General features: G+C 58.3%; 23 protein-coding genes. 16 read left to right on the top strand and 7 right to left on the bottom strand.

Going from position 1 to position 23,649, the window contains the following annotated elements:
- Nucleotides 1-15 precede the first annotated feature (15 nt).
- Both KRR23_RS21625 and KRR23_RS21620 read right to left on the bottom strand, forming a co-directional pair.
- Nucleotides 16-1,680 (bottom strand): AMP-binding protein, encoded by a 1,665-nt coding sequence (locus KRR23_RS21625; protein ID WP_216744171.1) that lies wholly within the window; start codon nt 1,678-1,680, stop codon nt 16-18.
- A gap of 240 nt (nt 1,681-1,920) precedes the next feature.
- On the bottom strand, nt 1,921-2,940 hold the full coding sequence (locus tag KRR23_RS21620) for an AraC family transcriptional regulator (RefSeq protein WP_216744170.1): 1,020 nt from the start codon (nt 2,938-2,940) through the stop codon (nt 1,921-1,923).
- 244 nt (nt 2,941-3,184) lie between these two features.
- On the opposite strand from KRR23_RS21620, the gene efeU reads away from it, so the two are divergent.
- The 5 genes from efeU to KRR23_RS21595 all read left to right on the top strand — a co-directional run bounded on the left by efeU (nt 3,185) and on the right by KRR23_RS21595 (nt 8,843).
- Nucleotides 3,185-4,036 (top strand): iron uptake transporter permease EfeU, encoded by an 852-nt coding sequence (efeU, locus tag KRR23_RS21615; RefSeq protein ID WP_216744169.1) that lies wholly within the window; start codon nt 3,185-3,187, stop codon nt 4,034-4,036.
- Nucleotides 4,037-4,044: 8 nt separating this feature from the next.
- On the top strand, nt 4,045-5,244 hold the full coding sequence (gene efeO / locus KRR23_RS21610; RefSeq protein ID WP_216744168.1) for an iron uptake system protein EfeO: 1,200 nt from the start codon (nt 4,045-4,047) through the stop codon (nt 5,242-5,244).
- Nucleotides 5,245-5,262: 18 nt separating this feature from the next.
- Entirely contained in the window at nt 5,263-6,561 is a 1,299-nt protein-coding gene (efeB, locus tag KRR23_RS21605) for an iron uptake transporter deferrochelatase/peroxidase subunit (protein WP_216744167.1), read from the top strand.
- A 33-nt stretch (nt 6,562-6,594) separates the two neighbouring features.
- Nucleotides 6,595-7,419 (top strand): iron uptake system protein EfeO, encoded by an 825-nt coding sequence (gene efeO / locus KRR23_RS21600; protein ID WP_216744166.1) that lies wholly within the window; start codon nt 6,595-6,597, stop codon nt 7,417-7,419.
- Nucleotides 7,420-7,646: 227 nt separating this feature from the next.
- Nucleotides 7,647-8,843, top strand: coding sequence for an MFS transporter (locus KRR23_RS21595; RefSeq protein WP_216744165.1), 1,197 nt, complete (start codon nt 7,647-7,649; stop codon nt 8,841-8,843).
- Between the two features lie 11 nt (nt 8,844-8,854).
- Here KRR23_RS21595 and KRR23_RS21590 read toward each other — a convergent pair whose 3' ends face one another.
- Nucleotides 8,855-9,901, bottom strand: coding sequence for a dienelactone hydrolase (locus KRR23_RS21590; protein WP_216744164.1), 1,047 nt, complete (start codon nt 9,899-9,901; stop codon nt 8,855-8,857).
- Nucleotides 9,902-10,163: 262 nt separating this feature from the next.
- Nucleotides 10,164-10,775, bottom strand: a complete 612-nt coding sequence (locus KRR23_RS21585; protein ID WP_216744163.1) for an FMN-dependent NADH-azoreductase — start codon at nt 10,773-10,775, stop codon at nt 10,164-10,166.
- A gap of 128 nt (nt 10,776-10,903) precedes the next feature.
- Between KRR23_RS21585 and KRR23_RS21580 the strand changes: the two genes are divergently transcribed.
- Together KRR23_RS21580 and KRR23_RS21575 are read left to right on the top strand one after the other, a co-directional pair.
- Nucleotides 10,904-11,812, top strand: coding sequence for a LysR substrate-binding domain-containing protein (locus KRR23_RS21580; protein ID WP_216744162.1), 909 nt, complete (start codon nt 10,904-10,906; stop codon nt 11,810-11,812).
- Complete coding sequence (locus KRR23_RS21575) at nt 11,809-12,168, top strand: MmcQ/YjbR family DNA-binding protein (protein WP_216744161.1); 360 nt, start codon at nt 11,809-11,811, stop codon at nt 12,166-12,168. Before KRR23_RS21580 ends, KRR23_RS21575 begins: the two co-directional genes overlap by 4 nt.
- On the opposite strand, the gene KRR23_RS21570 is transcribed toward KRR23_RS21575, so the two are convergent.
- Nucleotides 12,165-12,569 carry a DUF1294 domain-containing protein gene (locus tag KRR23_RS21570; protein WP_216744160.1) on the bottom strand — a complete coding sequence of 135 codons (405 nt, stop codon included), beginning with the start codon at nt 12,567-12,569 and terminating at the stop codon, nt 12,165-12,167. The two genes, KRR23_RS21575 and KRR23_RS21570, sit on opposite strands and share 4 nt — an antisense overlap.
- The gene (locus tag KRR23_RS21565) at nt 12,566-13,396 is read right to left on the bottom strand and encodes an undecaprenyl-diphosphate phosphatase (protein WP_216744159.1); all 831 of its coding nucleotides are present in this window, start codon (nt 13,394-13,396) and stop codon (nt 12,566-12,568) included. The genes KRR23_RS21570 and KRR23_RS21565 overlap by 4 nt, the downstream gene beginning before the upstream one ends.
- Before the next feature lie 298 nt (nt 13,397-13,694).
- Here KRR23_RS21565 and KRR23_RS21560 point away from each other — a divergent pair, with 298 nt between their 5' ends.
- From KRR23_RS21560 to KRR23_RS21520, 9 genes are all read left to right on the top strand, one after another.
- A complete protein-coding gene (locus KRR23_RS21560) occupies nt 13,695-15,329 on the top strand; it encodes a methyl-accepting chemotaxis protein (RefSeq protein ID WP_216744158.1) in 1,635 nt (544 codons plus the stop codon).
- A gap of 204 nt (nt 15,330-15,533) precedes the next feature.
- Nucleotides 15,534-16,097 carry a nicotinamide riboside transporter PnuC gene (gene pnuC, locus KRR23_RS21555; RefSeq protein WP_216744157.1) on the top strand — a complete coding sequence of 188 codons (564 nt, stop codon included), beginning with the start codon at nt 15,534-15,536 and terminating at the stop codon, nt 16,095-16,097.
- Entirely contained in the window at nt 16,094-16,618 is a 525-nt protein-coding gene (locus KRR23_RS21550) for an AAA family ATPase (RefSeq protein ID WP_216744156.1), read from the top strand. The genes pnuC and KRR23_RS21550 overlap by 4 nt, the downstream gene beginning before the upstream one ends.
- A 358-nt stretch (nt 16,619-16,976) precedes the next feature.
- Nucleotides 16,977-17,417 (top strand): hypothetical protein, encoded by a 441-nt coding sequence (locus KRR23_RS21545; protein ID WP_216744155.1) that lies wholly within the window; start codon nt 16,977-16,979, stop codon nt 17,415-17,417.
- On the top strand, nt 17,414-17,986 hold the full coding sequence (locus tag KRR23_RS21540) for an adhesin (RefSeq protein WP_216744154.1): 573 nt from the start codon (nt 17,414-17,416) through the stop codon (nt 17,984-17,986). The genes KRR23_RS21545 and KRR23_RS21540 overlap by 4 nt, the downstream gene beginning before the upstream one ends.
- Before the next feature lie 53 nt (nt 17,987-18,039).
- Nucleotides 18,040-19,275: a heme utilization protein gene (locus KRR23_RS21535; protein ID WP_216744153.1), complete on the top strand. Its 1,236-nt coding sequence runs from the start codon at nt 18,040-18,042 to the stop codon at nt 19,273-19,275.
- A gap of 71 nt (nt 19,276-19,346) precedes the next feature.
- Nucleotides 19,347-20,027, top strand: coding sequence for a C39 family peptidase (locus KRR23_RS21530; protein ID WP_216744152.1), 681 nt, complete (start codon nt 19,347-19,349; stop codon nt 20,025-20,027).
- Between the two features lie 33 nt (nt 20,028-20,060).
- Complete coding sequence (locus KRR23_RS21525) at nt 20,061-20,801, top strand: hypothetical protein (protein WP_216744151.1); 741 nt, start codon at nt 20,061-20,063, stop codon at nt 20,799-20,801.
- Nucleotides 20,802-20,847: 46 nt separating this feature from the next.
- Complete coding sequence (locus KRR23_RS21520; protein WP_216744150.1) at nt 20,848-22,122, top strand: hypothetical protein; 1,275 nt, start codon at nt 20,848-20,850, stop codon at nt 22,120-22,122.
- 65 nt (nt 22,123-22,187) lie between these two features.
- On the opposite strand, the gene KRR23_RS21515 is transcribed toward KRR23_RS21520, so the two are convergent.
- Entirely contained in the window at nt 22,188-23,513 is a 1,326-nt protein-coding gene (locus tag KRR23_RS21515; protein WP_216744149.1) for a sigma-54 dependent transcriptional regulator, read from the bottom strand.
- Nucleotides 23,514-23,649: the final 136 nt, after the last annotated feature.

The following is a 23,649-nucleotide window of genomic DNA, read 5'->3' as shown; positions in this document are numbered from 1 at the left end:
ATTGTTTCCTTGGATTCAAGCTGAAACGTTCTTCGCCGTGGCCTCTTGAGCTTTGGCGATTTCCTGGTTGCGCAAGATAAAGCGCTGCAATTTGCCGCTTGGGGTTTTCGGCAATTCGCTGACAAATTCGATTTCACGCGGGTATGAGTGCGCCGCCAATCGCTTGCGCACATGCTGGCGCAACTCCTCGACAAGCTCGGGTGAAGCACGGTATTGCGCGCTGAGCACGACGAAGGCTTTCACCAGTTCGGTGCGCTCCGGATCCGGTTTGCCGATCACCGCTGCTTCAACCACGGCGGGGTGTTCGATCAACGCACTCTCCACGTCGAACGGGCCGACCCGGTAGCCGGAGGTGGTGATCACGTCGTCGCTGCGGCCGACGAAGCTGATGCTGCCGTCCGGATTCAGCTCGACGGTATCGCCACTCAGGTAATAGTTGCCGACGAAAGCCTTGGTCGGCGCACCTTCGTAACCGGCAAACCAGCACATCGGCGATTGCGTGCGATCAATAGCGAGAATGCCAGGCTGACCGACCGACAATTCGTTATAGGCCTCATCCAGCACCACGATCCGGTGGCCGGGCGAGGCAAACCCTGCCGCACCGACGTGGACCGGATGATCAAGGCCATGGTGGTTGCACAGCACCATGCCAAGTTCGGTCTGGCCGTAATGGTCGTGGATCACCACGCCGAGATTGTCGGCGAACCAGCGGATCACTTCCGGGTTCAACGGTTCGCCGGCGCTGCTGACAATCCGCAGTTTGCCTTTGATCGAACGGGCGAACTCATCGCCGCCGGCGATCAGCAAGCGGTACGCGGTCGGTGAACCGGTGAGGTTGGTGATGCCGTATTTGTTGATCACCCGGCAGGTGCTTTCAAGGGTGAACGGGCCATCGTAAAAGGTGATCGGATGGCCCATGGACAGCGGTCCGGTCACACCAAAGTAGATGCCATAAGCCCAGCCCGGATCGGCGACGTTCCAGAACGCATCTTCAGGGCGCAGGTCCACTGCGTCGCGGGTGTAGCTCTGGAACGCAACGATGGCCTTGAGCGGCACCGACAAGGCTTTCGACGGGCCGGTGGTGCCTGAGGTGAACATCAGCAGGAACGGGTCTTCGCCGTTCAGCAGCACGGGTTCACATTGAGCGGAATAGTTGGGCAGTTCGGCCCAGAAACTGAAATCGCCACGGACGATGCCCTGGCCTTTCGGGCCGCCGACGGTGACGATGGTCGGGCAGTCGGCAACGTCATTGAGTTTTGGACGATTGACCGCGTCGGTCACCACCACCGCGGCGCCGGAACTGTTGAGGCGGTGTTCGATGGCTTTCGGGCCGAAGGCGGTAAACAGCGGCTGGTAAACCGCGCCGATGCGCCAGGTGGCGAACACCACAATCAGCAATTCAACGTTGCGTGGTAACAGGCCGGCGACCTTGTCGCCCTTCTTCACGCCTTGAGCCAGCAGGAAATTGGCAAAGCGCGCGGCTTTGTCCTGCAGATCGCTGAAGGTGTACGTGGCGCTGGCACCGTCGCGGCCCTCCCAGAACAAGGCAATGCGCCCGGGTATCGCATGACGGTCGCAGCATTCAACGCAGGCGTTGAGTGCGGTCAACGAGCCGCTGAGTGCAGCATCGACGGTGTGCTGATAGTTGAACTGTGAAGTCGCAGACAGGTAATCGCGCATTGCCAGAATCCCTCTGTATTTTTATTAGGTTGGGGGAACCGTAAAAATCCAGGAAATACTCGCTCCACGGGCGATGCGGGACAATGGTCAAAGCTTTCAAGTTGCGTGACTGGTTTGGCCAAGAGATGGACGCAAAATCCACGTGGCGAGGGAGCTTGCTCCCGCTGGGGCGCGAAGCGGCCCTGAATTGGGCCTGCTACGCAGTCCAGCGGGAGCAAGCTCCCTCGCCACAGGAGTCAACTACTGTCCTACCTCGTTGAGGATCAAACTGCGGTAATGCCCGGGATTGGACCCCGACCACTTGCGAAATGCCTTGTAGAACGAACTGGCATCGGCAAACCCGAGCCGCGTGGCGATCTCGGCGAAGCTGATCGAAGGTTCTGCCAGCCAGACAATCGCCAGTTCCTTGCGCACGCTGTCCTTCAAGCCTTGATAGGTTTGCCCTTCTTCTGCCAAGCGTCGACGCAGTGTCGAAGCGGACATGCACAGGCGCTGCGCCAGGCTGTCGGTTTCCGGCCACTGTTCGGCGGGCAGTTGCCGCAAATCATGTTTGATCCGGCTGGCGAGGCTTTGCGGATCGCGATATTTGACCAGGATATTGGCCGGCGCATGGGCCAAAAAGCGCTTGAGCTCGTCGCTGCTGCGCTTGATTGGCAGATCCAGGCAATCCGCCGAGAAAATCATCCGTGTACGCGGTCGGTCGAAGCGCAGGTTCTCGGAGAACATCACCTTATAGTCATCGCAGAAGTCCGGTTCCGCGCAGCGCAGTTCGATGGCCAGAATCGGTATCCGTCGCCCCGCCAGCCAGCAGGCAACGCCATGGACGATCATCCAGTAGGTGAAATAGGTAAAGGCGCGGCGCGGGTCCTGGTCATCTTCGAGCAGGACGATTTCTGCCAGGCTTTGCTGATGAACCAGCTGCGCCGGCATGCGCTCCAGCATCAACGACAGAAACCCCAGCCCGGCTGTCAATCCGGCTGCCAGCGTCGGCTGGGCCATGGCGCAACGGCAGAGAAATTCCAGACTGCCGGATTTCAGCTGACGCGGGTCCATGCCAAAGAACTCGTCGTCCATGCGTCGCGCCAGTAACCGCCAGAGTCGTGCATAGGCCGTGGCCGGAACGCGTGCGTCAGCCACGTCAAGCAAGCGTGGCTCAATCCCGACCTTGAGCAATATCTCGTCACTGACCATGCCCGGTTCGCAGCTTTGCAACAGTGCTTCGCGCACCAGGTGAATGGAGATGGTGTCTTTTTCCGACATTGAGCGTGGTGAACCCTTTTTTGTTTGTCGGCCATCTTAGCGCAGGCATTGATTTCTTAAGATCAAAAGATCGCAGCCTGCGGCAGCTCCTACGTTGGAATACGTACCTGCGTAGGAGCTGCCGCAGGCTGCGATCTTTTATGTTGTTCAGCCATCGTTCAGCTAAACGCCAATCATCTCTATTTAGTAATGAGTATCATTATGTTACAAATTAGCATCTACTCCATAGCCAATGCGGTGCTGAATGCTGGTTCCCTTTTTGATCATGCTGCGCGAAGGCGTTGAAGCGGCGTTAATCGTCGGCATCATTGCCAGTTATCTCAAGCAAACCGGACGCGGCCAATGGATGCCCGCCATGTGGATCGGGGTTTTCCTCGCCGTCGCGCTGGCCCTGCTGGTGGGCGGTGGCCTGGAGTTGGTCAGCGCTGAATTCCCGCAAAAACAACAGGAACTCTTCGAAGGCGTCATCGGCCTGCTGGCAGTCGGCATTCTGAGCTCCATGGTGTTCTGGATGCGCAAAGTGGCGCGCTCGATCAAACATTCGCTGCACGTTTCCCTCGATCACGCGATGGCCGGTTCCAGACACCAGGTCACTGCGCTGATCGCCATGGTGTTCTTCGCCGTTGCCCGGGAAAGCCTGGAAACCGTGTTCTTCCTGCTCGCGGTATTCCAGCAGAGCGAAGGTCCGGGAGCGCCTGTCGGCGCCCTGCTCGGCCTGGCGCTGTCGATTGTCATCGGCTTCCTCATCTACAGCGGCAGCATGCGCCTGAACCTGTCGGCATTCTTCCGCTGGACCGGGCTGTTCATTCTGGTGGTGGCGGCCGGCATTCTCGCAAGCTCGGTGCGCGCACTGCATGAAGCCGGGTTGTGGAATCACCTGCAAACCGTGCTCTTCGATTTCAGCGCAACCCTGCCGATGGATGGCCCGTTGGGTTCAGTGCTGGCCGGCATGTTCGGTTATCAGGATGCACCGACTGTCAGCACCCTGGGCGCCTACCTGATTTATCTGCTGGTCGCGCTGGTGATGTTCTTCCTCCCGGCTGGCGCGCCGGCCAAACCAGCCGCCACGCCACCCTCTTCCGTCTCCAGCCATTAAGGGCATTCATGTCAAACCAGGCCCCTCTTCTGACCTCGCCTCCCTGCGCCCTGCGCTGGGCGGTGGCCGGTTCGGTGATTGTAATGATCGCCGCCGGCGGGTTGTTTTACTACGCGTCGCAAATGGCCGCGGCCAAGCGCCAGGTTAACCACTACGAGATTACCGTCACCATTAATCCGCATAGCTGCGAGCCAAATGCGCTGACTGTCCCGGCCGGCCACAGCAGTTTTCGCATCGTCAACCGCTCGGATCGCGCCGTTGAGTGGGAAGTCCTCGACGGCGTGCTGGTGCTAGTAGAACGAGAAAACATCGCTCCCGGCCTGAGCCAGGTGATCACCGCCAACCTGCTGCCGGGTGATTATGCGATTACCTGCGGCTTGCTCAGCAATCCGCGCGGCACGCTGCACGTCACGCCCACCGCCGCATCCGATGCTGCGGCCAAGGCACGTCCGTCGATGGTGGCGTTTATCGGCCCGCTGTCGGAATTTCGCGTTTACCTGAGCAGTCAGGGCACTGCGCTGATTAACGCTGTCACCGCGTTGCAACAGGCTATCGACGCTGGCGACCTGAACCAGGCCCAGGCGCTCTATGTGCCAGCCCGCGTTGCCTATCAACGTATCGCGCCGGCGGCTCAACGCCTGGCGGAACTGGACAAGGTCATCAACGCTCGCGCCGATTACTTTGAAAAGCGCGAGCAGGATCCGGACTTCGTCGGCTTCCACCGCATCGAATATGCGCTGTTCCAGCAACGAAAAATCGAAGGTCTGGCGCCGGTCGCTCAGCGCTTGCTGGCCGATGTCACCCAGCTCAAGCAACAACTGTTGGCTCAGTCGCTGCCGCCGGAGCAACTGGTGAGCATCGTCGCCCGCAACCTCCGCAACATGGCCGACGTACGCGCCAGCAGCGGTGAAGAAGAACGTTACAGCCACATCGACCTTAATGGTTTCGCCGCCAACCTGGACGTCACCCGCAAAGTGGTCGATCTGTTGCGTCCGTTACTGACCAAGCCTGCCGCCGCGTTACTGACCCGACTGGACACGGCTACTAATGCTCTCGATGCCGAACTCAATGGCTTGCGAGTCAAAGACGGTTACAGCAGTTACGACAGCGTCGGCGCCGATCAACGCGCACGACTCGCCGACAAGGCCAAGGCTCTGGCCGATGCACTCGATGGAATCGATCCCGCCCTTGGCCTTTCCGGCCTGTAAGCAGAAGACCCTATTCAAATGAACGATTTAGATCAGATCAATGCCCAGCGTCGCCGCGTCTTGTTGGGCATGGGCGCCGCCGGTGTTGCGTTGGCGGGTAGCACCTTGAGCTGCCCGGCCATGGCCGCCAGCCCGGCACAAGTCACTGAAGCACCGAACAGCGACAAAACCCAGGATCACCATGACTTCCATGGCCCGCACCAGACCGGCATCGTCACGCCGCGCCCGGCGTGCGGCATGTTGGTGTCGTTCGACGTACTGGCTACCGATCGCGAAGACCTGGAGCGGCTGTTTCGCACGCTGAACCAGCGCATTGCGTTCCTGATGACCGGCGGCCCGGTGGCTCAGGTCGACCCGAAGTTCCCACCCGTGGACTCGGGAATTCTTGGCCCGGTGGTGACACCCGACAACCTGACCATCACCGTTTCGGTGGGTGAATCGCTGTTCGACGAGCGCTTCGGCCTGGCCAGCGCCAAGCCCAAGCGATTGATCCGCATGGTCGGTTTCCCCAACGATGCGCTGCAACCCGAGCTCTGCCACGGTGACCTGAGCCTGCAGTTCTGCGCCAACACCGCCGACACCAATATTCACGCCTTGCGCGACATCGTGAAGAACCTGCCGGACCTGCTGTTGGTGCGCTGGAAACAGGAAGGCAGCGTACCGCCGCAAGCACCGGCCAAGCCTTCCGAACCTGCGCAGAGTGCGCGCAACTTCCTTGGCTTTCGTGACGGTTCGGCCAACCCCGATTCCAACGACAAGAAAGCCATGGAGCAGATTGTCTGGGTTCAACCGGGCAACGATGAGCCGGCCTGGGCGGCCAATGGCAGCTATCAGGCGGTGCGGATTATCCGCAACCTCGTCGAGCGTTGGGATCGCACGCCGCTGCAAGAACAGGAAAGCATTCTCGGTCGGATGAAAAGTACCGGCGCGCCCATCGGCGGTAGCCATGAAAGCCAGGTCCCGGACTACGCCAAAGACCCTCACGGCAAGCTGACCAAAATGGACGCGCACATCCGCCTGGCCAACCCGCGCACTGCCGCGACCCAGGCCAACCTGATCCTGCGTCGGCCGTTCAATTATTCCAACGGTGTGAGCAAAAACGGTCAGCTGGAAATGGGCTTGCTGTTCATCTGCTACCAAGCCGATCTGCACAACGGGTTCATCACCGTGCAAACCCGACTCAACGGTGAACCTCTGGAGGAATACCTCAAGCCCATCGGCGGCGGCTATTTCTTCACCTTACCGGGCGTAACCGGCGACAAGGACTTCATCGGTCGTTCATTGCTCAATGCCACTCAACCGAAAACCACGGCTTAACCCCTAATCACAACAAACCCACGGAAACGTCCCATGAAAAAGTCGCCTCTCGCTTTGCTGGTTGCCCTTGGCTTGCTCCACGCTCCACTTTCGGCATTCGCCGCCGCAGCACCGCTGGATCTGGTGGGACCGATTTCGGATTACAAAATCTACGTCACCGAACAGCTCGACGGATTTGCCAGCCACACGCAGCAGTTCACCGACGCAGTGAAAAAAGGTGACCTGGCTACCGCTCAGAAGCTCTATGCGCCTACCCGTGTTTACTACGAGTCGATCGAGCCGATGGCCGAGCTGTTCAGTGACCTCGATGCGTCCATCGACTCACGCGTCAACGACCACGAAAAAGGCGTCAAGGCTGAAGACTTCACCGGTTTTCACCGCATTGAGTACACGCTGTTCTCCGAGAAGACTACCGAGGGCCTCGGTGATCTGGCCGATGGTTTGAATAACAACGTCAAAGAACTGAAAACCCGTGTTGCCAGCATGACCCTCCCGCCAGAAAAAGTTGTCGGTGGCGCCGCTACATTGCTCGAAGAAGTCGCCGCCACCAAGATCTCCGGTGAAGAAGACCGCTACAGCCACACCGACCTGTATGACTTCCAGGGCAACATCGACGGCGCGAAGAAAATCGTCGACCTGTTCCGTCCGCAACTCGAGAAACAGGACAAGGCCTTCGTCGCCAAAGTCGACAAGAACTTCGCCAGCGTGAACACGATTCTGGCCAAGTACAAAACTGCTGACGGTGGTTTCGAAACCTACGACAAGGTCAAGGAAAGCGACCGCAAGGCGCTGGTCGGCCCGGTCAACACCCTGGCTGAAGACCTGTCGACCCTGCGTGGGAAGTTGGGTCTGAACTAACGTCATCGCTCCGGGATGATCGTTCCCACGCTCCCGCGTGGGAATGCCGCCATGGACGCTCTGCGTCCGCTCTTCAATGTGACGCGGAGCGTCACGGGATGCATTCCCACGCAGAGCGTGGGAACGATCGGCGTCTCCCTCTGAAAACAACCGTTAGCCAGCTTCCTTTTATTTCGGGCCCACGCCATGATGCAGCTCTCTAACCGCCCGCCCGCGAACGAGCTCTCATGTCTGTGCAACAAACGCCTCCCGTCAGTTCCACGGCGATCACCCTGCAGATCGTCTCCATCGTTTTTTATACCTTTGTCGCGTTCCTCTGCATCGGTCTGCCGATTGCGGTGTTGCCAGGCTATGTCCATGAGCAACTGGGGTTCAGCGCCGTCGTCGCCGGCCTGACCATCGGCTCGCAGTACCTGGCTACCCTGCTCAGCCGGCCCATGGCGGGCCGTATGTCTGACAACATCGGCACCAAACGGGCGATTGTCTACGGGTTACTGGGGATCATGCTCAGTGGCGTGCTGACGTTGCTGTCGACCTTGTTGCAGAGCCTGCCGTTGCTGAGCCTGATGATTCTGATCGGCGGCCGATTGTTGTTGGGGATCGCCCAAGGCTTGATCGGTGTTGGCACCATCAGTTGGTGCATGGGCCAGGTCGGTGCCGAACACACCGCCCGCTCGATTTCCTGGAACGGCATTGCCTCGTATGGCGCAATTGCCATTGGTGCGCCTTTGGGTGTGGTGATGGTCGGTCAGTTGGGGTTCGTGAGCCTTGGGATTGCGCTCTCGGTGCTGGCGCTGGCGGCGTTGCTGCTGATTCGCAACAAACCCTCGGTGCCGGTCATTCGCGGTGAGCGGTTGCCGTTTTGGGCGGTGTTCGGGCGCGTCGCGCCCTTTGGCGCCAGCCTGAGTCTGGCTTCGATTGGCTACGGTACGCTCACCACCTTTATTACCCTGTTCTATATCAGTCGCGGCTGGACCGGTGCGGCCTGGTGCCTGACGGTCTTTGGCATCTGTTTCATCCTCTCGCGCCTGCTGTTTATCTCCAGCATCAACCGCTTTGGCGGATTCAACTCGGCCATCGCCTGCATGAGCATCGAAACCCTGGGGCTGGGCCTGCTCTGGTTGGCCCCATCGACGGCCGTGGCGTTGATTGGCGCGGGGCTGACCGGGTTCGGTCTGTCACTGGTTTATCCGGCATTGGGTGTCGAGGCCATCAAGCAAGTGCCAAGCAGCAGCCGTGGCGCCGGCTTGAGTGCCTATGCGGTGTTTTTCGATCTGGCGCTGGCGATCGCCGGGCCGTTGATGGGCGCGGTGGCGCTGAATCTGGGGTACTCGTGGATTTTCTTCTGCGCGGCGCTGTTGTCGATCACCGGACTGGGGCTGACCCTGCTGCTGAAACGTCGCTCAGCACTCAGCCCGTCGTAAGACCCTGGCGTCTACGGCAACGTCTGGTCAGCCGTCTGCATTCCCGCCCCGCTTGGCTTGCTCAGGGTTTGAGCAAAGAATCGCCCCGCTTCGGAGATCAGGTTACGGTGAATGTCCTCGCGGTCAACGCCCTCAGCATCGGTGCACAAGGCCGGCATCGCCGCGAGTTGCTCCTGGGTACACGGTGCCATGAACACGAAATGCCCGGCCCCCGCCAGCAGTTTGAAATCCGGAGCAACGGGTAGCTTGCGAGCGAGCGCGGCAGCGTTTTTATCGAGGGCGACCAGTTTGTCGCCATCGCCGCTATAGAGCAGCACCGGCACATGCACACCGGCCAAGGTATGACGGCCGAACTTCAGGCTCAATGGCGCCATCAGTAACAGCGCGTGAACCCGTGGGTCAGCGACTGGTTGCAAGTCATCGCGGTCGACAATCAGTTCACCATTGGTGCTGCAGGCGTCTCCGTCGTCGGGGCGTTCTTTACAGTAAAGGCGTAAACGATTCAGGTCCGGCGTGGCGCCCGAAAGAATCAACGCCGTTTCGCCACCGGCCGAATAGCCGATCACCCCGACCTCGTCGGGATTGACGAACGGCGACAGCATCGGGTCGGCCAGGGTTGCGGTGATGGCTTCGGAAATCTGGATCGGTCGGCCATAAAGGTTGCTTAACGTACCAAGGCGGCTGTGGTCCTTGGAGTTGTCACCGGGATGAATCACCGCCACCACCACAAAGCCTTTGCGGGCCAGCGATGTGGCAAGGTCATGCAACGCCAGTGGGGTGCCGATGTTGCCGTGGGAGAGCATCAACATCGGGAAGCGGCCAATTGCAACCCTTGCGTCTTCGGTCGCCTGGATTTGATAACCCTCGAGCTTGCTTGAATGCTCGATGCCGGTCGACGGGTAAAAAGCGATGGCCCGCATGGGTTGTGAATCCAGCGGATCGAGAAACGTCAGCTCATGGTAGCCAACGCTCCAATGAGGGTGCGGCGCAGGCGCGGCTTGCACTGAATTCAGGCTGCTGAGCAGGCAAATCAGTAACATTGCACAAAGACGCATCATGGGATGCCCCACCTTGTTACCCGATTGGAATACCCGTTTTCCGCCAATCCCTTGGATTAAAGCCTTGCACCGACAATTGCCGCTTTCAAGGTCTATGCAGAACGGGGCCGATAACCCGAGACTGCATAACCTGGGCCAACAACTAAAACGACAGCGTTTTTGATACAGATACAGAAAGACTCCGTACCCTGATCGTTTTGCGACGATCAGAATACAGAGTCTAGTGGGTATTGCCTGAGCTTTTTAACTCTTTACGCAAGCCTTACGCGGCAGCGAACAATTGCTCGCTGATGTGCGCCTGAGCGTCGCTCATGGCTTTGTTGCGAACGTCGTCACCATAAGCCAGGCCATGGGCGCGGACGAACTCGATGTCGGTGATGCCCATGAAGCCCAGCATGACTTTCAAATACTCTTCGTGACCTACGCCAGTCGCTTGACCCACGTGCATCCCGCCAGAAGTCGACACCACCACGACTTTCTTGTGACCGCACAGGCCTTCAGGACCGGCTTCGGTGTAGCGGAAAGTCTGGCCGGCAACAGCAATGCGGTCGATCCAGGCTTTGAGCTGGGTCGGGATGGTGAAGTTGTACATCGGCGCTGCGATCACGACGGCATCGGCAGCGAGGAATTCGTCCAGGGTCGAAGCGCTCAGTTCAGCTTCGTGCTGTTGTGCGGCGTTGCGCAGCTCGGCGGTGGTACCGGCAGCGACCAGCGTCGCGGCGGAGAAATGGCTGATGGCATCGCTGGCCAGGTCGCGGTAAGTCACCACGGCAGCAGGCTCGGCGGTTTTCCAGGCCTGGACGACACTGTGGCTCAGCTGACGGGAAGCAGAGTTGTCGCCAAGGATGCTCGAATCAATGTGCAAGAGTTTCATGTGGGATCTCCAAGTGAGGATCGCCACCGGGCGATCTGATGGAGACAATCCTACAGATGAAACCAATAGCTGATTAGTCAGCAACAATGCGATAGTTTGTCCCACTGATAGGACAGTCGAGTCACGCCATGCAAGACCTCAATGACCTTTACTACTTCGCCAAAGTCGTCGAAGCCGGCGGTTTCGCCGCCGCCGGGCGCGTGTTGGGCATTCCCAAGTCGCGGCTGTCGCGGCGTATCGCCGAACTCGAGGAGCGTCTGGGTGCCCGCCTCCTCCAGCGCACCACCCGCCAGCTCAAGCTGACCGCTGTCGGCGAGCGCTATTTGCGCCATTGCCAGGCAATGCTGCTGGAGGCCGAAATGGCTGACGAGGCCGTCGCCAGCATGTCCAGCGAACCCCGAGGGCGCTTGCGGGTTTCCTGCCCCGTTGGGCTGGCTCATGAGTTTTTGCCTTCGGTCATCAGCACGTTTCTGGAACGCTTCCCCCAAGTGCAATTGGAGATGCAGTTGCTCAATCGCCGGGTCGACCTGGTGACCGAAGGCATCGATGTTGCCTTGAGAGTGCGCGATCTGGGTGATGAAGACCCGCTGCTGGTCACCCGACGTTTGCGCCAGGCGCAAATGGTGATGATCGCCAGCCCGGTCTTTCTACGTGATCACCCGATCAGCAACCCGGAAGATCTGAAGCAGGTTCCGGTGCTCGGCGCCCTGGAAGCTGATCGCATGGTGCATGTGCGCATGCTCGACGCTCAGGGCACAACGTGCGACCTGTCGCTGGAAGCACGACTGGGGATCGATGATTTCATCGTGCGCAAAGCCTGCGCGCTGGCGGGACTTGGCTTCACCCTGCTGCCGATGATGTACTGCGAAGAAGAACTCGAAAACGGCTCGCTGGTGCAACTGCTGCCCGAGTGGTCGCTGCCTGGCGGTTGGCTGCTGGCAGTCTACCCTCATCGGCGCGGTTTGCTGCCGGCGGTGCGCGCCTGGATCGACCATTTGATCGAATCATTCAAAGCCTGTGGGGATCGACTGTTATGAAGGCCAAACCGATGACTGAAGAAGACGTGGCACGTTTCTGCCTGGCATTGCCCGGCGCGCAAGAAGATTACAAATGGGGCGGCGTACGGGTGTTTTCAGTGGCGGGAAACAAGATGTTCGCCCTGATAAACCTGCGGGGTGAGTCATTGGCGTTCAAGGTCGACAAAGAGCTGTTTCTGGGGCATGTCGACCGCCCGGGTATCGGGCCTGCGCCCTATCTGGCAAGGGCGCAGTGGATCATCATGCAAACGCCCTACCCACTTGGCGCCGATGAACTGCAAGGCTTGCTGCAACGTTCTCACCAACTGGTGGTGAGCAAGTTGCCCAAGCGCGTGCAGGTCGGGTTATTGATTTAGAAGAGCCTGAAGAGGCCGGCATCGATAAACAACTGGTCGATCCAGAACACTTCATGCAACAGCACGATGATCCAGAACACCAGTTGATAAGACACTTTGCGGGTCTTGTGCCGAAACACTTGCTGGGCGAGCAAAGCGCCCGGCCAGCCACCGGTCAGTTCGATTGCGTGCAACACGTTTTCCGGTGTACGCCAGCTGTCTGCCCGGGCCTTGCGCTTGTCGCTCCAGTACAAGCAGAACGCCAGCAGGCTGACAATCGCATAGGCTGCGAGCGGAATCAGCGAAATCCCGCGCCACCAGAGAAGCATCGAGCCAAATGCCGGCAAAGCGCACAGCGCCAGGAACACCAGGCCTTTGAGGCGCGGGTTTTGAATCCCGCGCCCATTGCGTGGCTCAATCATGATGTAGCCGCCGCCCAATCGACCCAACCGAACTGCCAGGTCGCCAGGATCAACAAGCCGAACACGATCCGGTACCAGGCAAACGCAGCGTAGCTGTGGCTGGCGATGAACTTGAGCAAGCCCTTGACCGCGATCATCGCGAATATAAACGCAGTGACGAAGCCGATGGCGAACACCGGGAGGTCAGCGGCCTGAAACAGGTCGCGATACTTGTAGCCGGAGTACACCGCGGCGCCGACCATGGTCGGCATGGCCAGGAAGAACGAAAACTCGGTGGCGGTTTTGCGCGACAGGCCAAACAACAAACCGCCGATGATCGTCGAACCGGAGCGCGAAGTGCCGGGAATCATTGCCAGGCACTGGGCAAAACCGACCTTCAGGGCATCTTTCCAGGTGATCTCGTCGACGGTTTCGGCGTGCACGGTGTGCTCGCGACGCTCAGCCCACAACATGATGACCCCTCCCACTACCAGCGCCGTCGCCACGGTGATGGGGTTGAACAGGTATTTGTGGATCATATTGGCGAAGATCACACCCAGCACCACCGCTGGCATGAAAGCGATCAACAGGTTGACGGTAAACCGTTGAGCGTTGCGCTGCGTTGGCAACCCGGTCACCACGTCGAGGATCTTGCGGCGAAACTCCCAGACCACGGCCAGGATCGCGCCGAGCTGGATGATGATGTTGAATGCCTTCTCGCGCTCGCCACCGAAGTTGAGCAAATCCGCGACGATAATCTGGTGCCCGGTACTGGAAATGGGCAAAAACTCTGTCAGTCCTTCTACAACGCCAAGAATCAAAGCCTGAACGGTGGTCCAAAAATCCATTAATCCCCCAATGAAACGATGCCTCCAAGGCATGCCTCGCTAATAAAATTCAAGCGTCCACTGCGATCAGCGTCACCAAATGACAACACGCACGATCCTCACGCAAAACCGTAAAAACCCCATGAAAAATCAGCGCAACTTCAGGTTTTTGCTGATGCGGCCGAAATCCTATCAGACATGCCTGAATAACGCTGCGCCGTAATTGGACTTGAGTCGGATAGGCTCAACAGCAAAAACATGCCTGAATGCTGGCGGTCGTTTATGACAGAACAAGAACAAAAAACGGAGTAACAAGGTTATGAGTAGCTTGCGCAGTGTGTCGATCAGCCGCCGTCTGTGGCTCATCCTGATTGTGGCTGTGCTGATGCTGTTGACGTTGGGTGTGCTGATGCTCAAGCAGATCCACGATGACCTTTATCAGGCCAAGGCACAGAAAACCCAGCATGTGGTGCAGACAGCCAGCGGCATTCTGGCCTACTACCACGACCTGGAAACCGCCGGCACCCTGACCCGCGAAGCGGCGCAGAAACAGGCATTGAGCGTGGTGCGCGGATTGCGCTACGACCAGAACGACTACTTCTGGATCAACGACCTGACGCCCGTGATGGTCATGCACCCGACCAATCCGAAACTCGAAGGCCAGAACCTTTCCACGATCAAGGATCCGGACGGCTTCGCGTTGTTCAACGAGATGGCGGCCATCGCCAAGGCCAAGGGCGCCGGTATGGTTGACTATCGCTGGCCAAAACCGGGCGCCAGTACACCTGTCCAGAAGACTTCCTACGTGAAACTCTTCGAGCCTTGGGGCTGGGTCATTGGTTCGGGTGTGTACATCGATGACATGCAGGCCGAGTTCTACGCACAAATGTGGCAGACATCGCTTGTCGGGCTTGCCATTGCTGTCCTTATGGCACTGCTGGTGATCCTGATTGCGCGCAGTATCGTGCGCCCACTCCAGGAAACCGTGAACGCTATGGCCAATATAGCCAGCGGTGAAAGCGATCTGACCCGTAGCCTTGATACCCATGGTCAGGACGAAGTGACCGAATTGGCGCAGCATTTCAACGCCTTCACGGAAAAACTGCGCCGGGTCATCACTCAATTGCAACTGTCCGCCAGTGCCCTGGGGCAATCATCCAGCGACTTGGGCAACGATGCGGCCCAAGCCCAGGCGCGCAGCCAGCAACAGTCCCAACAAATGGAGCTGGTGGCGACCGCGATCAATGAAGTGACCTATGGCGTGCAGGACGTGGCCAGGAATGCCGAACACGCCGCCAGCGAAATGCGCGATGCGCAAGCGCAGGCACAGCAGGGACAAGTAAACATCGATGGGAGCTTGCAGCAGATCGATCAACTGTCGGGCACCATCGATCAAGCCGTTGAGGTTATCCGTACCCTGGCCACCGAAAGCACACAGATCGGCAGCGTGCTCGAAGTGATTCGTTCGATCGCCGAACAGACCAATCTGCTGGCGCTCAATGCGGCCATTGAAGCGGCACGTGCCGGTGAGCAAGGACGGGGTTTTGCGGTGGTGGCCGATGAAGTCCGGCTGCTGGCGCAGCGCACGCAAAAGTCCACGGCCGAAATCCAGTCGATGATCGAGCGCTTGCAGAGCCATTCCGAGGCGGCAGTCAAAGTGATCGGCGACAGCAGCCGCGCCTCGCAACTGACCATTGAACAGGCCGGGTTGGCGGGTGCCAGCCTGAACGCGATCGGCCAGGCCCTGAATAATCTCAACGGCCTGAACGCCTCGATTGCCAGCGCAACCCTGCAACAGGCGCATGTGGTCGAGGACATCAACCAAAACGTCACCCAGGCCGCGGGTTTGTCCCACAGCACCGCCTTGGCCGCTGAGCAGTCGAGCGTCGCAAGCGTGCATTTGAAAGAACTCAGTGAGCAGTTGAATGGCCTGCTCAAGCAGTTTCGGGTGTAGACACATTTCGCGCTGAAACACCGCTCCTGTGGGAGCGGGCTTGCTCGCGAAGCGAACACCGCAGTTTTCAGGTGTTGCGCGTCATCGTTCTTCGCGGGCAAGCCACGCTCCCACAGGATCCGCGTCTTAACTGACTGGTATTCGGGCAAGTCCCCTCGCCTGCGTTACAATCGGCGCCCTTTTCAACTTCACCAAGGATCCGTCATGTCCGGGCTTGAACTGTTTGCCGCCGTACTCGGCGTGATTGCCGTCTGGTTGACGGTCAAACAGAACCCCTGGTGCTGGCCGATCGGACTGGTCATGGTGCTGCTCTATAGCTGGATCTTCTTCGAGGTGAAGCTGTATTCGGACATGCTGCTGCAGGTGATTTACGCCGGCTTGCAGCTCTACGGCTGGTGGCAGTGGACCCGTGCCGGCGAAGCGCAGCATGGCCGGCAAGTCACGCAACTGGACAATGCCTCGGTGCTTTTCGGGCTGACGCTAGGGGCCGCCGGCAGCTTGCTGCTGGGCGCGGCCATGGCTCATTGGACCGATGCCGCGCAGCCCTGGCTGGACGCAGCATTGACCGGTTTCAGTCTGATAGCGCAATTGTGGATGGCACAAAAACGCCTGCAATGCTGGCCGCTGTGGATTGCCGTCGATGTGATTTTTGTCGGGCTGTTTATCTACAAGGGCTTGTACCTGACGGCTGCGCTCTATGGCCTGTTTACGCTGATCGCCGTGCAAGGCTGGCGCGAATGGCAGGCCGATCCGGCGTTGCGCGCATGAAGGTCCTGGTACTCACCGGCCCGGAGTCCAGTGGCAAAAGCTGGTTATCGGCAGAGCTTCAACGCCACTTTGGTGGGTTGCTGGTAGGTGAATACGTTCGTTACTTCATTGAGCAGAACCCTCGTGATACCTGCCTTGCCGATATCCCGCAGATTGCCCGTGGTCAGATAGCCTGGGAAGACAGCGCCCGAGCCCAGCGCCCCGCGCTGCTGATTCTCGATACTCACTTGCTGAGCAATGTGTTGTGGAGCCAAACCCTGTTTGGCGATTGCCCCACCTGGATCGAAGACGCGCTGCTGGCCAGGCAGTACGACCTACACCTGCTGCTTTCCCCCGAGTCGGTTGACTGGACGGATGATGGCCAGCGCTGCCAACCGGATCTGAACCAGCGCCAGGCGTTCTTCAACGCAACAAAAGCCTGGCTGGAACAACACCAGCAACGACTGCAGGTCATCAACGGCGATTGGGCTGAACGCCGTCGTCAGGCCTTTGCTGCCGTGGAGCAATTGCTCACGCCGTGAAGTTACCCCTGCTCGGAACGTCCCCCGTTTCCCCCTGCTTTTTGGGCCATGTGTCCGTTCCTGAAACACTCCAGTGCAGCGCAACTGCCCTATCAGCGGCCTTCATCCTCTTGTCATGCTGACTGTTAAGTCATTGATACACTCGCCCGCGAACACTTGATTTAGAGCTTTTCGACCGATGGGGGCGGCTCGCGATGGCGGGCACCGTCTCACGGTTGATACAGCTCAAACATCCCCCTGCCTGCCCTATTCCATAACGTATTGAATTAAATCAATAAATAAAAAGCGGCACAGCTTCTGCTCTCTCCTTCACAACGCTGACCAGAGCCAGCGCAAAAAAAGAAGAGGGAGTGCCGACGTGGAGACAATCGATAAAGGCTTTATCCGCCTCCTGCTGATCGGATGTGCGTTCAGCTCTGTCATCAGTCTGCCTGTCCAGGCCGCCGATGGGATCATCATCATTCAGCGGGATGTCCAAACGCGTAACGCGACTCGCCGCCCCCTGGTTCCCGACCCTAGCCCCCTGACCGTCAATGCCAACCCGTCCAAACAAGTCATCAGTGCAACCAATGAACTGACGGACAGTGACATTTCCGGCATCAGCAGCGGCGCAAGCATCGCCGGCACGATCACTCAAGCCACCGGCACGCTGAGCGGCAACATCAACGGTCAGTCACAACTGCCCGGCTTGTCCGCAGGACATTCCGCAGGCTCCGGCAACGGTGTTGCCAACAGGATCAACGGCACCATCCAGCAAGGCCTGGGCAGTCTGAATGTTATCGGGGGGACAATGAAATGAATCGCACTCTGCTGATTCTGGCCATGTTTTGCAGTGCGCCGACCTTTGCCCAACCGCCAGTCATCGATACGGCCACCATCGACAACTCCGGCAGTCAGTACCAGGGCAACTTCTCGGTCAACCAGGCTGCCGGCGATCAGCAACAACAGGCCAACGCCCGTGCCATCGCCATTGACACCGACGCCAGCGCCACCACGCAGATTCGCCAACGGTTGCGTACTCATGTCGATCCCAGGATCGATGCCCAGTCAGCCATTAAAGGCAACGCCTTCAGTAACGGCAATGGCGTACTGGGGGTCAACCAGAGTTCGGGCGCCAGCAACCAGCAAGCCAACGCCCTGCGGATAAGCATCAGTGCTACGCCGCAAAGTATCGACGACAGCGTCCTCAAGCAACAGAACGTGGCGCTGCTCAACAGCTCCGATTCAACGGATCTTACTCCTGGCCATCGCCAGGTCGCTATCAGCGACCAGGCCTTCACCGGTAGCCGTGGGGTGATCCAGTTGAATCAGAGCGCCGGGGTGGGAAACCGAACGGCCAACACCCTGAGCGTACGGGTCGCGGATTGACCCAAAAGGTAAAAAACAACACTTAACCTAAAAATAAAGTACGGAGAATCAGCATGAAACCTTCAATGGCACTCAAGCCTCTGGTTTTCGCAATCGCTGCGGTAATGGCTATAGCTGCACAAGCTGGCCAGGGTGGTGGTGACGACCATCACCACCACCATCCAAAACCAGTAGTCAATCCAAAAGACACCACCAATGCTGGCGCCACCGCCAACGCCACAGATACTCAAACCAGCACTAACAACTACATCAGCAATGAAGGGACTAAAAACACCGCCAACATGACCAACTCGGCCACGGGCGCCTCCGGTAACGTGGGTGTCAACGTTGCAGCAGGCGACGGCAACCAACAAGACAACGCTGCCGCCATTGCCAGCGGCGATGGTTCGTTTGTCTTTGGTTCTGTGGCGGCAACCGCCAAGGTCACGCAAAAACAAAACAACAACGTGGTCGACAACTACTCCACCAACAACAGCGCCAACATGAGCGGTTCGGCCAACGGTGGCAGCGGCAACCTGGGCATCAACATGGCTGCTGGCGACCTTAACCAACAGAAAAACACCATGGCGATCGCTGTGTCTGGCGGCAAGTACGCTACCGCAACCGCGAGTGCCGATCAAACAGGCCCAGGCCTGAAGGTGTATAACGACGCCGATCGGACATACCGCGTGGATACGCTGTCGCGTACCGTCTCAGCCAGCGGACATGAGTCTTCCAGCGAGGCATCCGCTTCGCACTCTGCTTCGGACTATGCCAAGTACTCTGCTTCGGCCTTTACTTCGGACTTTGATGCGAGTTCTGCTTCGAAATCTGCCAGCGCCTCTGCTTCTCACGCAGCTGTGAAAGCTAGTCTGGATGCGAACGTGGACGTGGACCTTAGCTCTAGCAAGACTAATGGCTGGCACCACAGCAGCAGCAGTGCGAATTTCGACGCAGATATCGACGCATCGCTCGCCGCATCGATCGACAAATCGCACAGCAAATCGAGCAGCAAATCGAGCAGCGTATCGATCGACGCATCGGGCAGCGCATCGTACGGCGCAGCTGGCAGCGAATCGAAAGACAAATCGCAGAGTTTCAGCGAGTCCAGTTCTTTTGACTTGAGCAACACTGTGTCCTGGCAAGTGCTGACCCCAACTGGCTGGGCAAACCCTGTGACCAACACTGCCAACCTGAACGGTTCTGTTAACGGCGGCAGTGGCAACCTGGGTGTCAACGTGGCTGCCGGTAATGGCAACCAACAAAGCAACTCGCTGTCCATTGCATCCGGTTGCAAAACCTGCCTGTAAACCAAGCTCCAGAGTCTGGAGAGCCCCCTTCGGGGGGCTTTTTTTCACTCTTGCACGGAAGGCTTACGATCATGCGCATTTTCGCCCTGATGTTCCTGGTTTTTCTGGCTGGCCTGAGCGAAGCGGGACAAATGCCGCTTTCCGTCTTGCCAGGTGGAGCGGTCATTTTCAAACCGGTCCAGAGCATGCGTGAGCGCAAATTTTCCGACCTGGTCCAACAGAAAACCGACTTCAGTTGCGGTGCAGCGTCCCTGGCGACCGTATTGCGCCAGGCCTATTGGCTGGACGTAACCGAGGCACAAATCATCGAAGGCATGCTGGCTCACTCCGACCAGAATCTGGTTCGGGTCCAGGGCTTCTCCATGCTCGACATGAAGCGTTACGTGGAAAGTATCGGCATGCGGGCCCGTGGTTACCGGGTAGCGCCGGAAGGTCTGACCAGTGTCGCCATTCCGGTCATCGTGCTCATGGACATCCGCGGCTACAAGCACTTCGTGGTCATGCAAAAAGCGGAGAAAGACTGGGTGTATATCGGTGATCCGGTACTCGGTCACAAACGCTTCAAGTTCGACGATTTTGTCAAAGGCTGGAACGGCATCATCTTCGCCGTCATAGGCCAGGGCTACGACAAGACCAACGTCTTGCGCGAACCACCTATGCCATTGACCGCCAAGAACCGCATCAACACCTTCAGCCCGATACCGGACACAGAATTGATGGATTTCGGATTCATCCAGAGCGACTTTTTCTAATGACAAGGGAGCACGAAGCTCCGGGAGTATCCAATGAAGACTCCATACTGGCTGGCCGTCGTTTGCCTGGCCGCCAGCCTGCCAACACAAGCACTCACCTTCAAACCGATTGAACTCAAGGATCAGGAGTTGGCGACCCTTCGCGGCCGGTATGTCATGCCGGGCCGGATCATCAGTTTCGGGATTGTCATGACCAGCACCTGGCAAAATGCCAGCGGCGAAGTGATCGGTGCAACCTCCTCGATGCAGATTCAAGAATCGACCATCAAGCCACAGTTCTATGTGTCGATGATCGACAAGAAAGGTGATGGTTCACCGGTCTCCCAGGGTTCCGGCAATGTCAGCGGCGGCGCCGGCCTCAGCACCACCCAGGGCGTAACCCAGGTCGTGCGCGCCGCTGGCGACTACAACAGCGCCTACAACAATGTCGCCATCAACGTCAAAGAAGCCAACCAGGCACCACAAATGGATACCCAGGGCCAGCCATTGGCCGCCGGTACGACCCTGTCCGCGTCCAACGGTGCCGGGACCTTCAGTATGTCGTCGAGTAACACTGGCGTGCAGTTGAATATTCAGGCCAACAACAATCAGGGCAGTACCGTGCAACGCCTTGCCCAAGGCGGCCTGATGCAGAACGCGACCTTGCTCGGCGGAGGAAACCAGGTGAACAACCTGACGTCCCTCAATGTTGTCCTGCGCAATAACCTGCCGACCGTCGGGGCGCTGGACTGCAGTCTGGATCAACTAAAAGGCCTACGCACTCTCGGATACTGATCTACGCTCAGTCTCATCGAATGTAGTCAGAAGGGACGGCAAACCCATGCACAGATCTTTCACGTTCAGAGCTGTCGTTTGTTTGAGTACCCTGGTCCCGGCCACTTTGCTGCAAGCAGCACCGGACCCCCAGGTAGAAGCCTTAAAACAAGAACTCATGGAGCTGAAACAGCGTTACGAAGCACAACAAAACGCGCTGATGGTACTTGAGCAGCGCGTTAAACAAGTCGAAGAAACACCAGCAACACCTGCTCCCAAGCGCCTGACCCGCTCCCCTGCCGAAAAGACCACAGGCGCCAAGGTCGCGGCCACGGGTGCCCCGGGGACCAGTTCGTATGGGCAGTCGCTCAAGGACGACTCGGGACCGGCGCAAAGTGTGTCCAACCTGTATGACGAAGCCAGCGGCTTCTTCGGTGGTGGCAAGTTCAGTCTCGAAACGGGCATGACTTATACCCACTACGATACCCGTGCATTGGTGCTCAATGGCTTTCTGGCTCTTGACTCGATTTTTCTTGGCAACATCAACATTGACCGCATCAAGGCCGACAGCTGGACCCTGGACCTGACAGGCCGCTACAACGTGGCGCAACGCTGGCAGTTCGACATCAACGTCCCGGTCGTCTATCGAGAATCGACATACTCTTCTGGTGGTGCAGGAGGCGCAGCCCCAGTCTCATCCGACGCCACCGTCAAGCGCGATCCGACCATAGGCGATGTCAACTTTGGTATTGCCTACAAGTTCCTGGATGAATCGGAAAACCTGCCCGACGCGGTCGCCACTCTGCGAATCAAGGCGCCGACCGGCAAAAATCCGTACGGAATCAAGCTGATCAAGGACCCGGGCAACGACAATTTGTCGGTACCTCAGTCACTCCCTACCGGCAACGGTGTCTGGTCGATTACCCCGGGTATCTCGCTGGTCAAGACCTTCGACCCTGCCGTGCTCTTCGGCAGCCTGTCCTATACCTACAACATGCAGGACTCCTTCAGCGATATCAGCCCCACTGTAAATTCCACGGTCCCGGGAGACGTGAAACTGGGCGACTCCTGGCAGGTCGGCGCCGGTATTGCGTTTGCCTTGAACGAAAAAATGAGTATGTCGTTTTCGTTTTCCGACCAATTCGCCCGCAAAAGCAAAGTCAAACCAAGCGGCCAGGACTGGCAATCAATTCCGGACAGCGACTACAACGCTGCCAACTTCAACATCGGCCTGACCATGGCGGCAACCGACAAACTGACGATAGTCCCCAACCTCGCCATCGGCTTGACCCAGGACGCACCGGCCTTCTCCTTCAGCCTGAAATTCCCGTATTACTTCTAAACGCCACACAAGGAAAAGGCCCGCTGCGACGTCAATCGCAGCGGGCCTTTTCGTTTCTCCGCGCCCTAGCGGATCTGGTGCTTGTGCAGCAATCGGTAAAAAGTCGGCCGGGAAACGCCCAGTACTCGAGCGGCCACGCTGAGGTTGTCACTGTGGCGGTTCAATACGTCGCACAATGCCTGGCGTTCGGCGCGGGTCTTGTAGTCTTCGAGGGTGCCTATCGGCGCGGTAATCGTCTGTTGGCCAACCAACCCCAGGTCCCGTGCCTCGATCTGTCGGCCTTCAGCCAGCACCAACCCTCGACGCACCCGGTTCGCCAGCTCACGGACATTGCCCGGCCAGTCGTGCTTGCCCATGGCAATCAGCGCGTCTTCGCTGAAACTGCGCGGCCGACGTCCGGTTTCCTGGCTGTAAAAGTGGGAAAAATGGTTGGCCAGCATCGCCAGGTCGCCGTGACGCTCGCGTAGCGGCACAGTGACCACCTGCAGGACGTTGAGCCGGTAGTACAAGTCCTCGCGAAAACACTTGGCCTCGATCGCAGCTTCCAGGTCCACGTGAGTGGCTGCCAAGACCCGGACATCCACGGGAATCGGTTGACTGCCGCCGACCCGTTCGATGTGTTTTTCCTGCAGGAAACGCAACAGGTTCGCTTGCAATTCAAGGGGCAGATCACCTATTTCATCCAGAAACAGGGTGCCACCATTGGCTGCTTCAATGCGTCCGACTTTACGTTGGTGTGCACCGGTAAAAGCGCCCTTTTCGTGACCAAACAGCTCGGATTGAATCAGATGCTCGGGAATCGCCCCACAATTGATCGCGACAAACGGTTTACTGTGGCGTTGCGACTGACGGTGCAAGGTTCTGGCGACCAGCTCTTTACCGGTACCACTTTCCCCTCGAATCAACACCGGCGACTCGGTAGGCGCCAATTTGCTCAGCAATTTGCGCAGTTCGCGGATCGGCCGACTGTCGCCCAGCAGTTCATGCTCGGGCTGGTGGACGTGAATCGTGCCCTGGCCGCGCAAACGCGCCATGCCAAACGCCCGCCCAAGGGTCACTTGAACCCTGGAGACGTCAAACGGCAAGGTATGGAAATCGAAAAACCATTCGCAGACAAAATCGCCGGCATTCTGCAACCGCAGGACTTCCTGGTTGAGAACAGCAATCCATTCAGTGCCACTACGGCTGATCAGTTCCTTGACGGCTTCAGGACGTTCAAAATGAACAGGTTGAAGGCGCAGCAGGCCGACATCACAGGAACGATGGGAAGCGTTCTCCAGGGTACAACTGTCGACATCCCAGCCGATCGTACGCAGGCCGGGTAATAAGCGATGGCAGTCGTCACACGGATCAACCACTAGCAAACGTCGCAATGCAGGCGTTTCGGTCATGACTGTTCCTTGGCGCCAAAAATTAGAAAATTTATTAGAAACAGTCGTTTGGCGCCCGTGAATGTAACGTTAGCAAGATCTTGACGCAGCCTTGTATCGTTTAATAATAAGGTCAACGTCGTTTACGTTATAAAAA

It is taken from the genome of Pseudomonas sp. CVAP#3, assembly GCF_018986375.1.
Taxonomy (GTDB): Bacteria; Pseudomonadota; Gammaproteobacteria; order Pseudomonadales; family Pseudomonadaceae; genus Aquipseudomonas; species Aquipseudomonas helvetica.
The sequence above is the reverse complement of the archived record's forward strand: the minus strand, read 5'-3'. Positions and strand labels throughout refer to the sequence as shown.

What these genes read in the sequence shown, in the direction of transcription:
- KRR23_RS21625 (WP_216744171.1), bottom strand. Translation starts at nt 1,680, where the DNA reads ATGCGCGATTACCTGTCTGCGACTTCACAGTTCAACTATCAGCACACC.
- KRR23_RS21620 (WP_216744170.1), bottom strand. Translation starts at nt 2,940, where the DNA reads ATGTCGGAAAAAGACACCATCTCCATTCACCTGGTGCGCGAAGCACTG.
- efeU (WP_216744169.1), top strand. Translation starts at nt 3,185, where the DNA reads ATGCTGGTTCCCTTTTTGATCATGCTGCGCGAAGGCGTTGAAGCGGCG.
- efeO (WP_216744168.1), top strand. Translation starts at nt 4,045, where the DNA reads ATGTCAAACCAGGCCCCTCTTCTGACCTCGCCTCCCTGCGCCCTGCGC.
- efeB (WP_216744167.1), top strand. Translation starts at nt 5,263, where the DNA reads ATGAACGATTTAGATCAGATCAATGCCCAGCGTCGCCGCGTCTTGTTG.
- efeO (WP_216744166.1), top strand. Translation starts at nt 6,595, where the DNA reads ATGAAAAAGTCGCCTCTCGCTTTGCTGGTTGCCCTTGGCTTGCTCCAC.
- KRR23_RS21595 (WP_216744165.1), top strand. Translation starts at nt 7,647, where the DNA reads ATGTCTGTGCAACAAACGCCTCCCGTCAGTTCCACGGCGATCACCCTG.
- KRR23_RS21590 (WP_216744164.1), bottom strand. Translation starts at nt 9,901, where the DNA reads ATGATGCGTCTTTGTGCAATGTTACTGATTTGCCTGCTCAGCAGCCTG.
- KRR23_RS21585 (WP_216744163.1), bottom strand. Translation starts at nt 10,775, where the DNA reads ATGAAACTCTTGCACATTGATTCGAGCATCCTTGGCGACAACTCTGCT.
- KRR23_RS21580 (WP_216744162.1), top strand. Translation starts at nt 10,904, where the DNA reads ATGCAAGACCTCAATGACCTTTACTACTTCGCCAAAGTCGTCGAAGCC.
- KRR23_RS21575 (WP_216744161.1), top strand. Translation starts at nt 11,809, where the DNA reads ATGAAGGCCAAACCGATGACTGAAGAAGACGTGGCACGTTTCTGCCTG.
- KRR23_RS21570 (WP_216744160.1), bottom strand. Translation starts at nt 12,569, where the DNA reads ATGATTGAGCCACGCAATGGGCGCGGGATTCAAAACCCGCGCCTCAAA.
- KRR23_RS21565 (WP_216744159.1), bottom strand. Translation starts at nt 13,396, where the DNA reads ATGGATTTTTGGACCACCGTTCAGGCTTTGATTCTTGGCGTTGTAGAA.
- KRR23_RS21560 (WP_216744158.1), top strand. Translation starts at nt 13,695, where the DNA reads ATGAGTAGCTTGCGCAGTGTGTCGATCAGCCGCCGTCTGTGGCTCATC.
- pnuC (WP_216744157.1), top strand. Translation starts at nt 15,534, where the DNA reads ATGTCCGGGCTTGAACTGTTTGCCGCCGTACTCGGCGTGATTGCCGTC.
- KRR23_RS21550 (WP_216744156.1), top strand. Translation starts at nt 16,094, where the DNA reads ATGAAGGTCCTGGTACTCACCGGCCCGGAGTCCAGTGGCAAAAGCTGG.
- KRR23_RS21540 (WP_216744154.1), top strand. Translation starts at nt 17,414, where the DNA reads ATGAATCGCACTCTGCTGATTCTGGCCATGTTTTGCAGTGCGCCGACC.
- KRR23_RS21535 (WP_216744153.1), top strand. Translation starts at nt 18,040, where the DNA reads ATGAAACCTTCAATGGCACTCAAGCCTCTGGTTTTCGCAATCGCTGCG.
- KRR23_RS21530 (WP_216744152.1), top strand. Translation starts at nt 19,347, where the DNA reads ATGCGCATTTTCGCCCTGATGTTCCTGGTTTTTCTGGCTGGCCTGAGC.
- KRR23_RS21525 (WP_216744151.1), top strand. Translation starts at nt 20,061, where the DNA reads ATGAAGACTCCATACTGGCTGGCCGTCGTTTGCCTGGCCGCCAGCCTG.
- KRR23_RS21520 (WP_216744150.1), top strand. Translation starts at nt 20,848, where the DNA reads ATGCACAGATCTTTCACGTTCAGAGCTGTCGTTTGTTTGAGTACCCTG.
- KRR23_RS21515 (WP_216744149.1), bottom strand. Translation starts at nt 23,513, where the DNA reads ATGACCGAAACGCCTGCATTGCGACGTTTGCTAGTGGTTGATCCGTGT.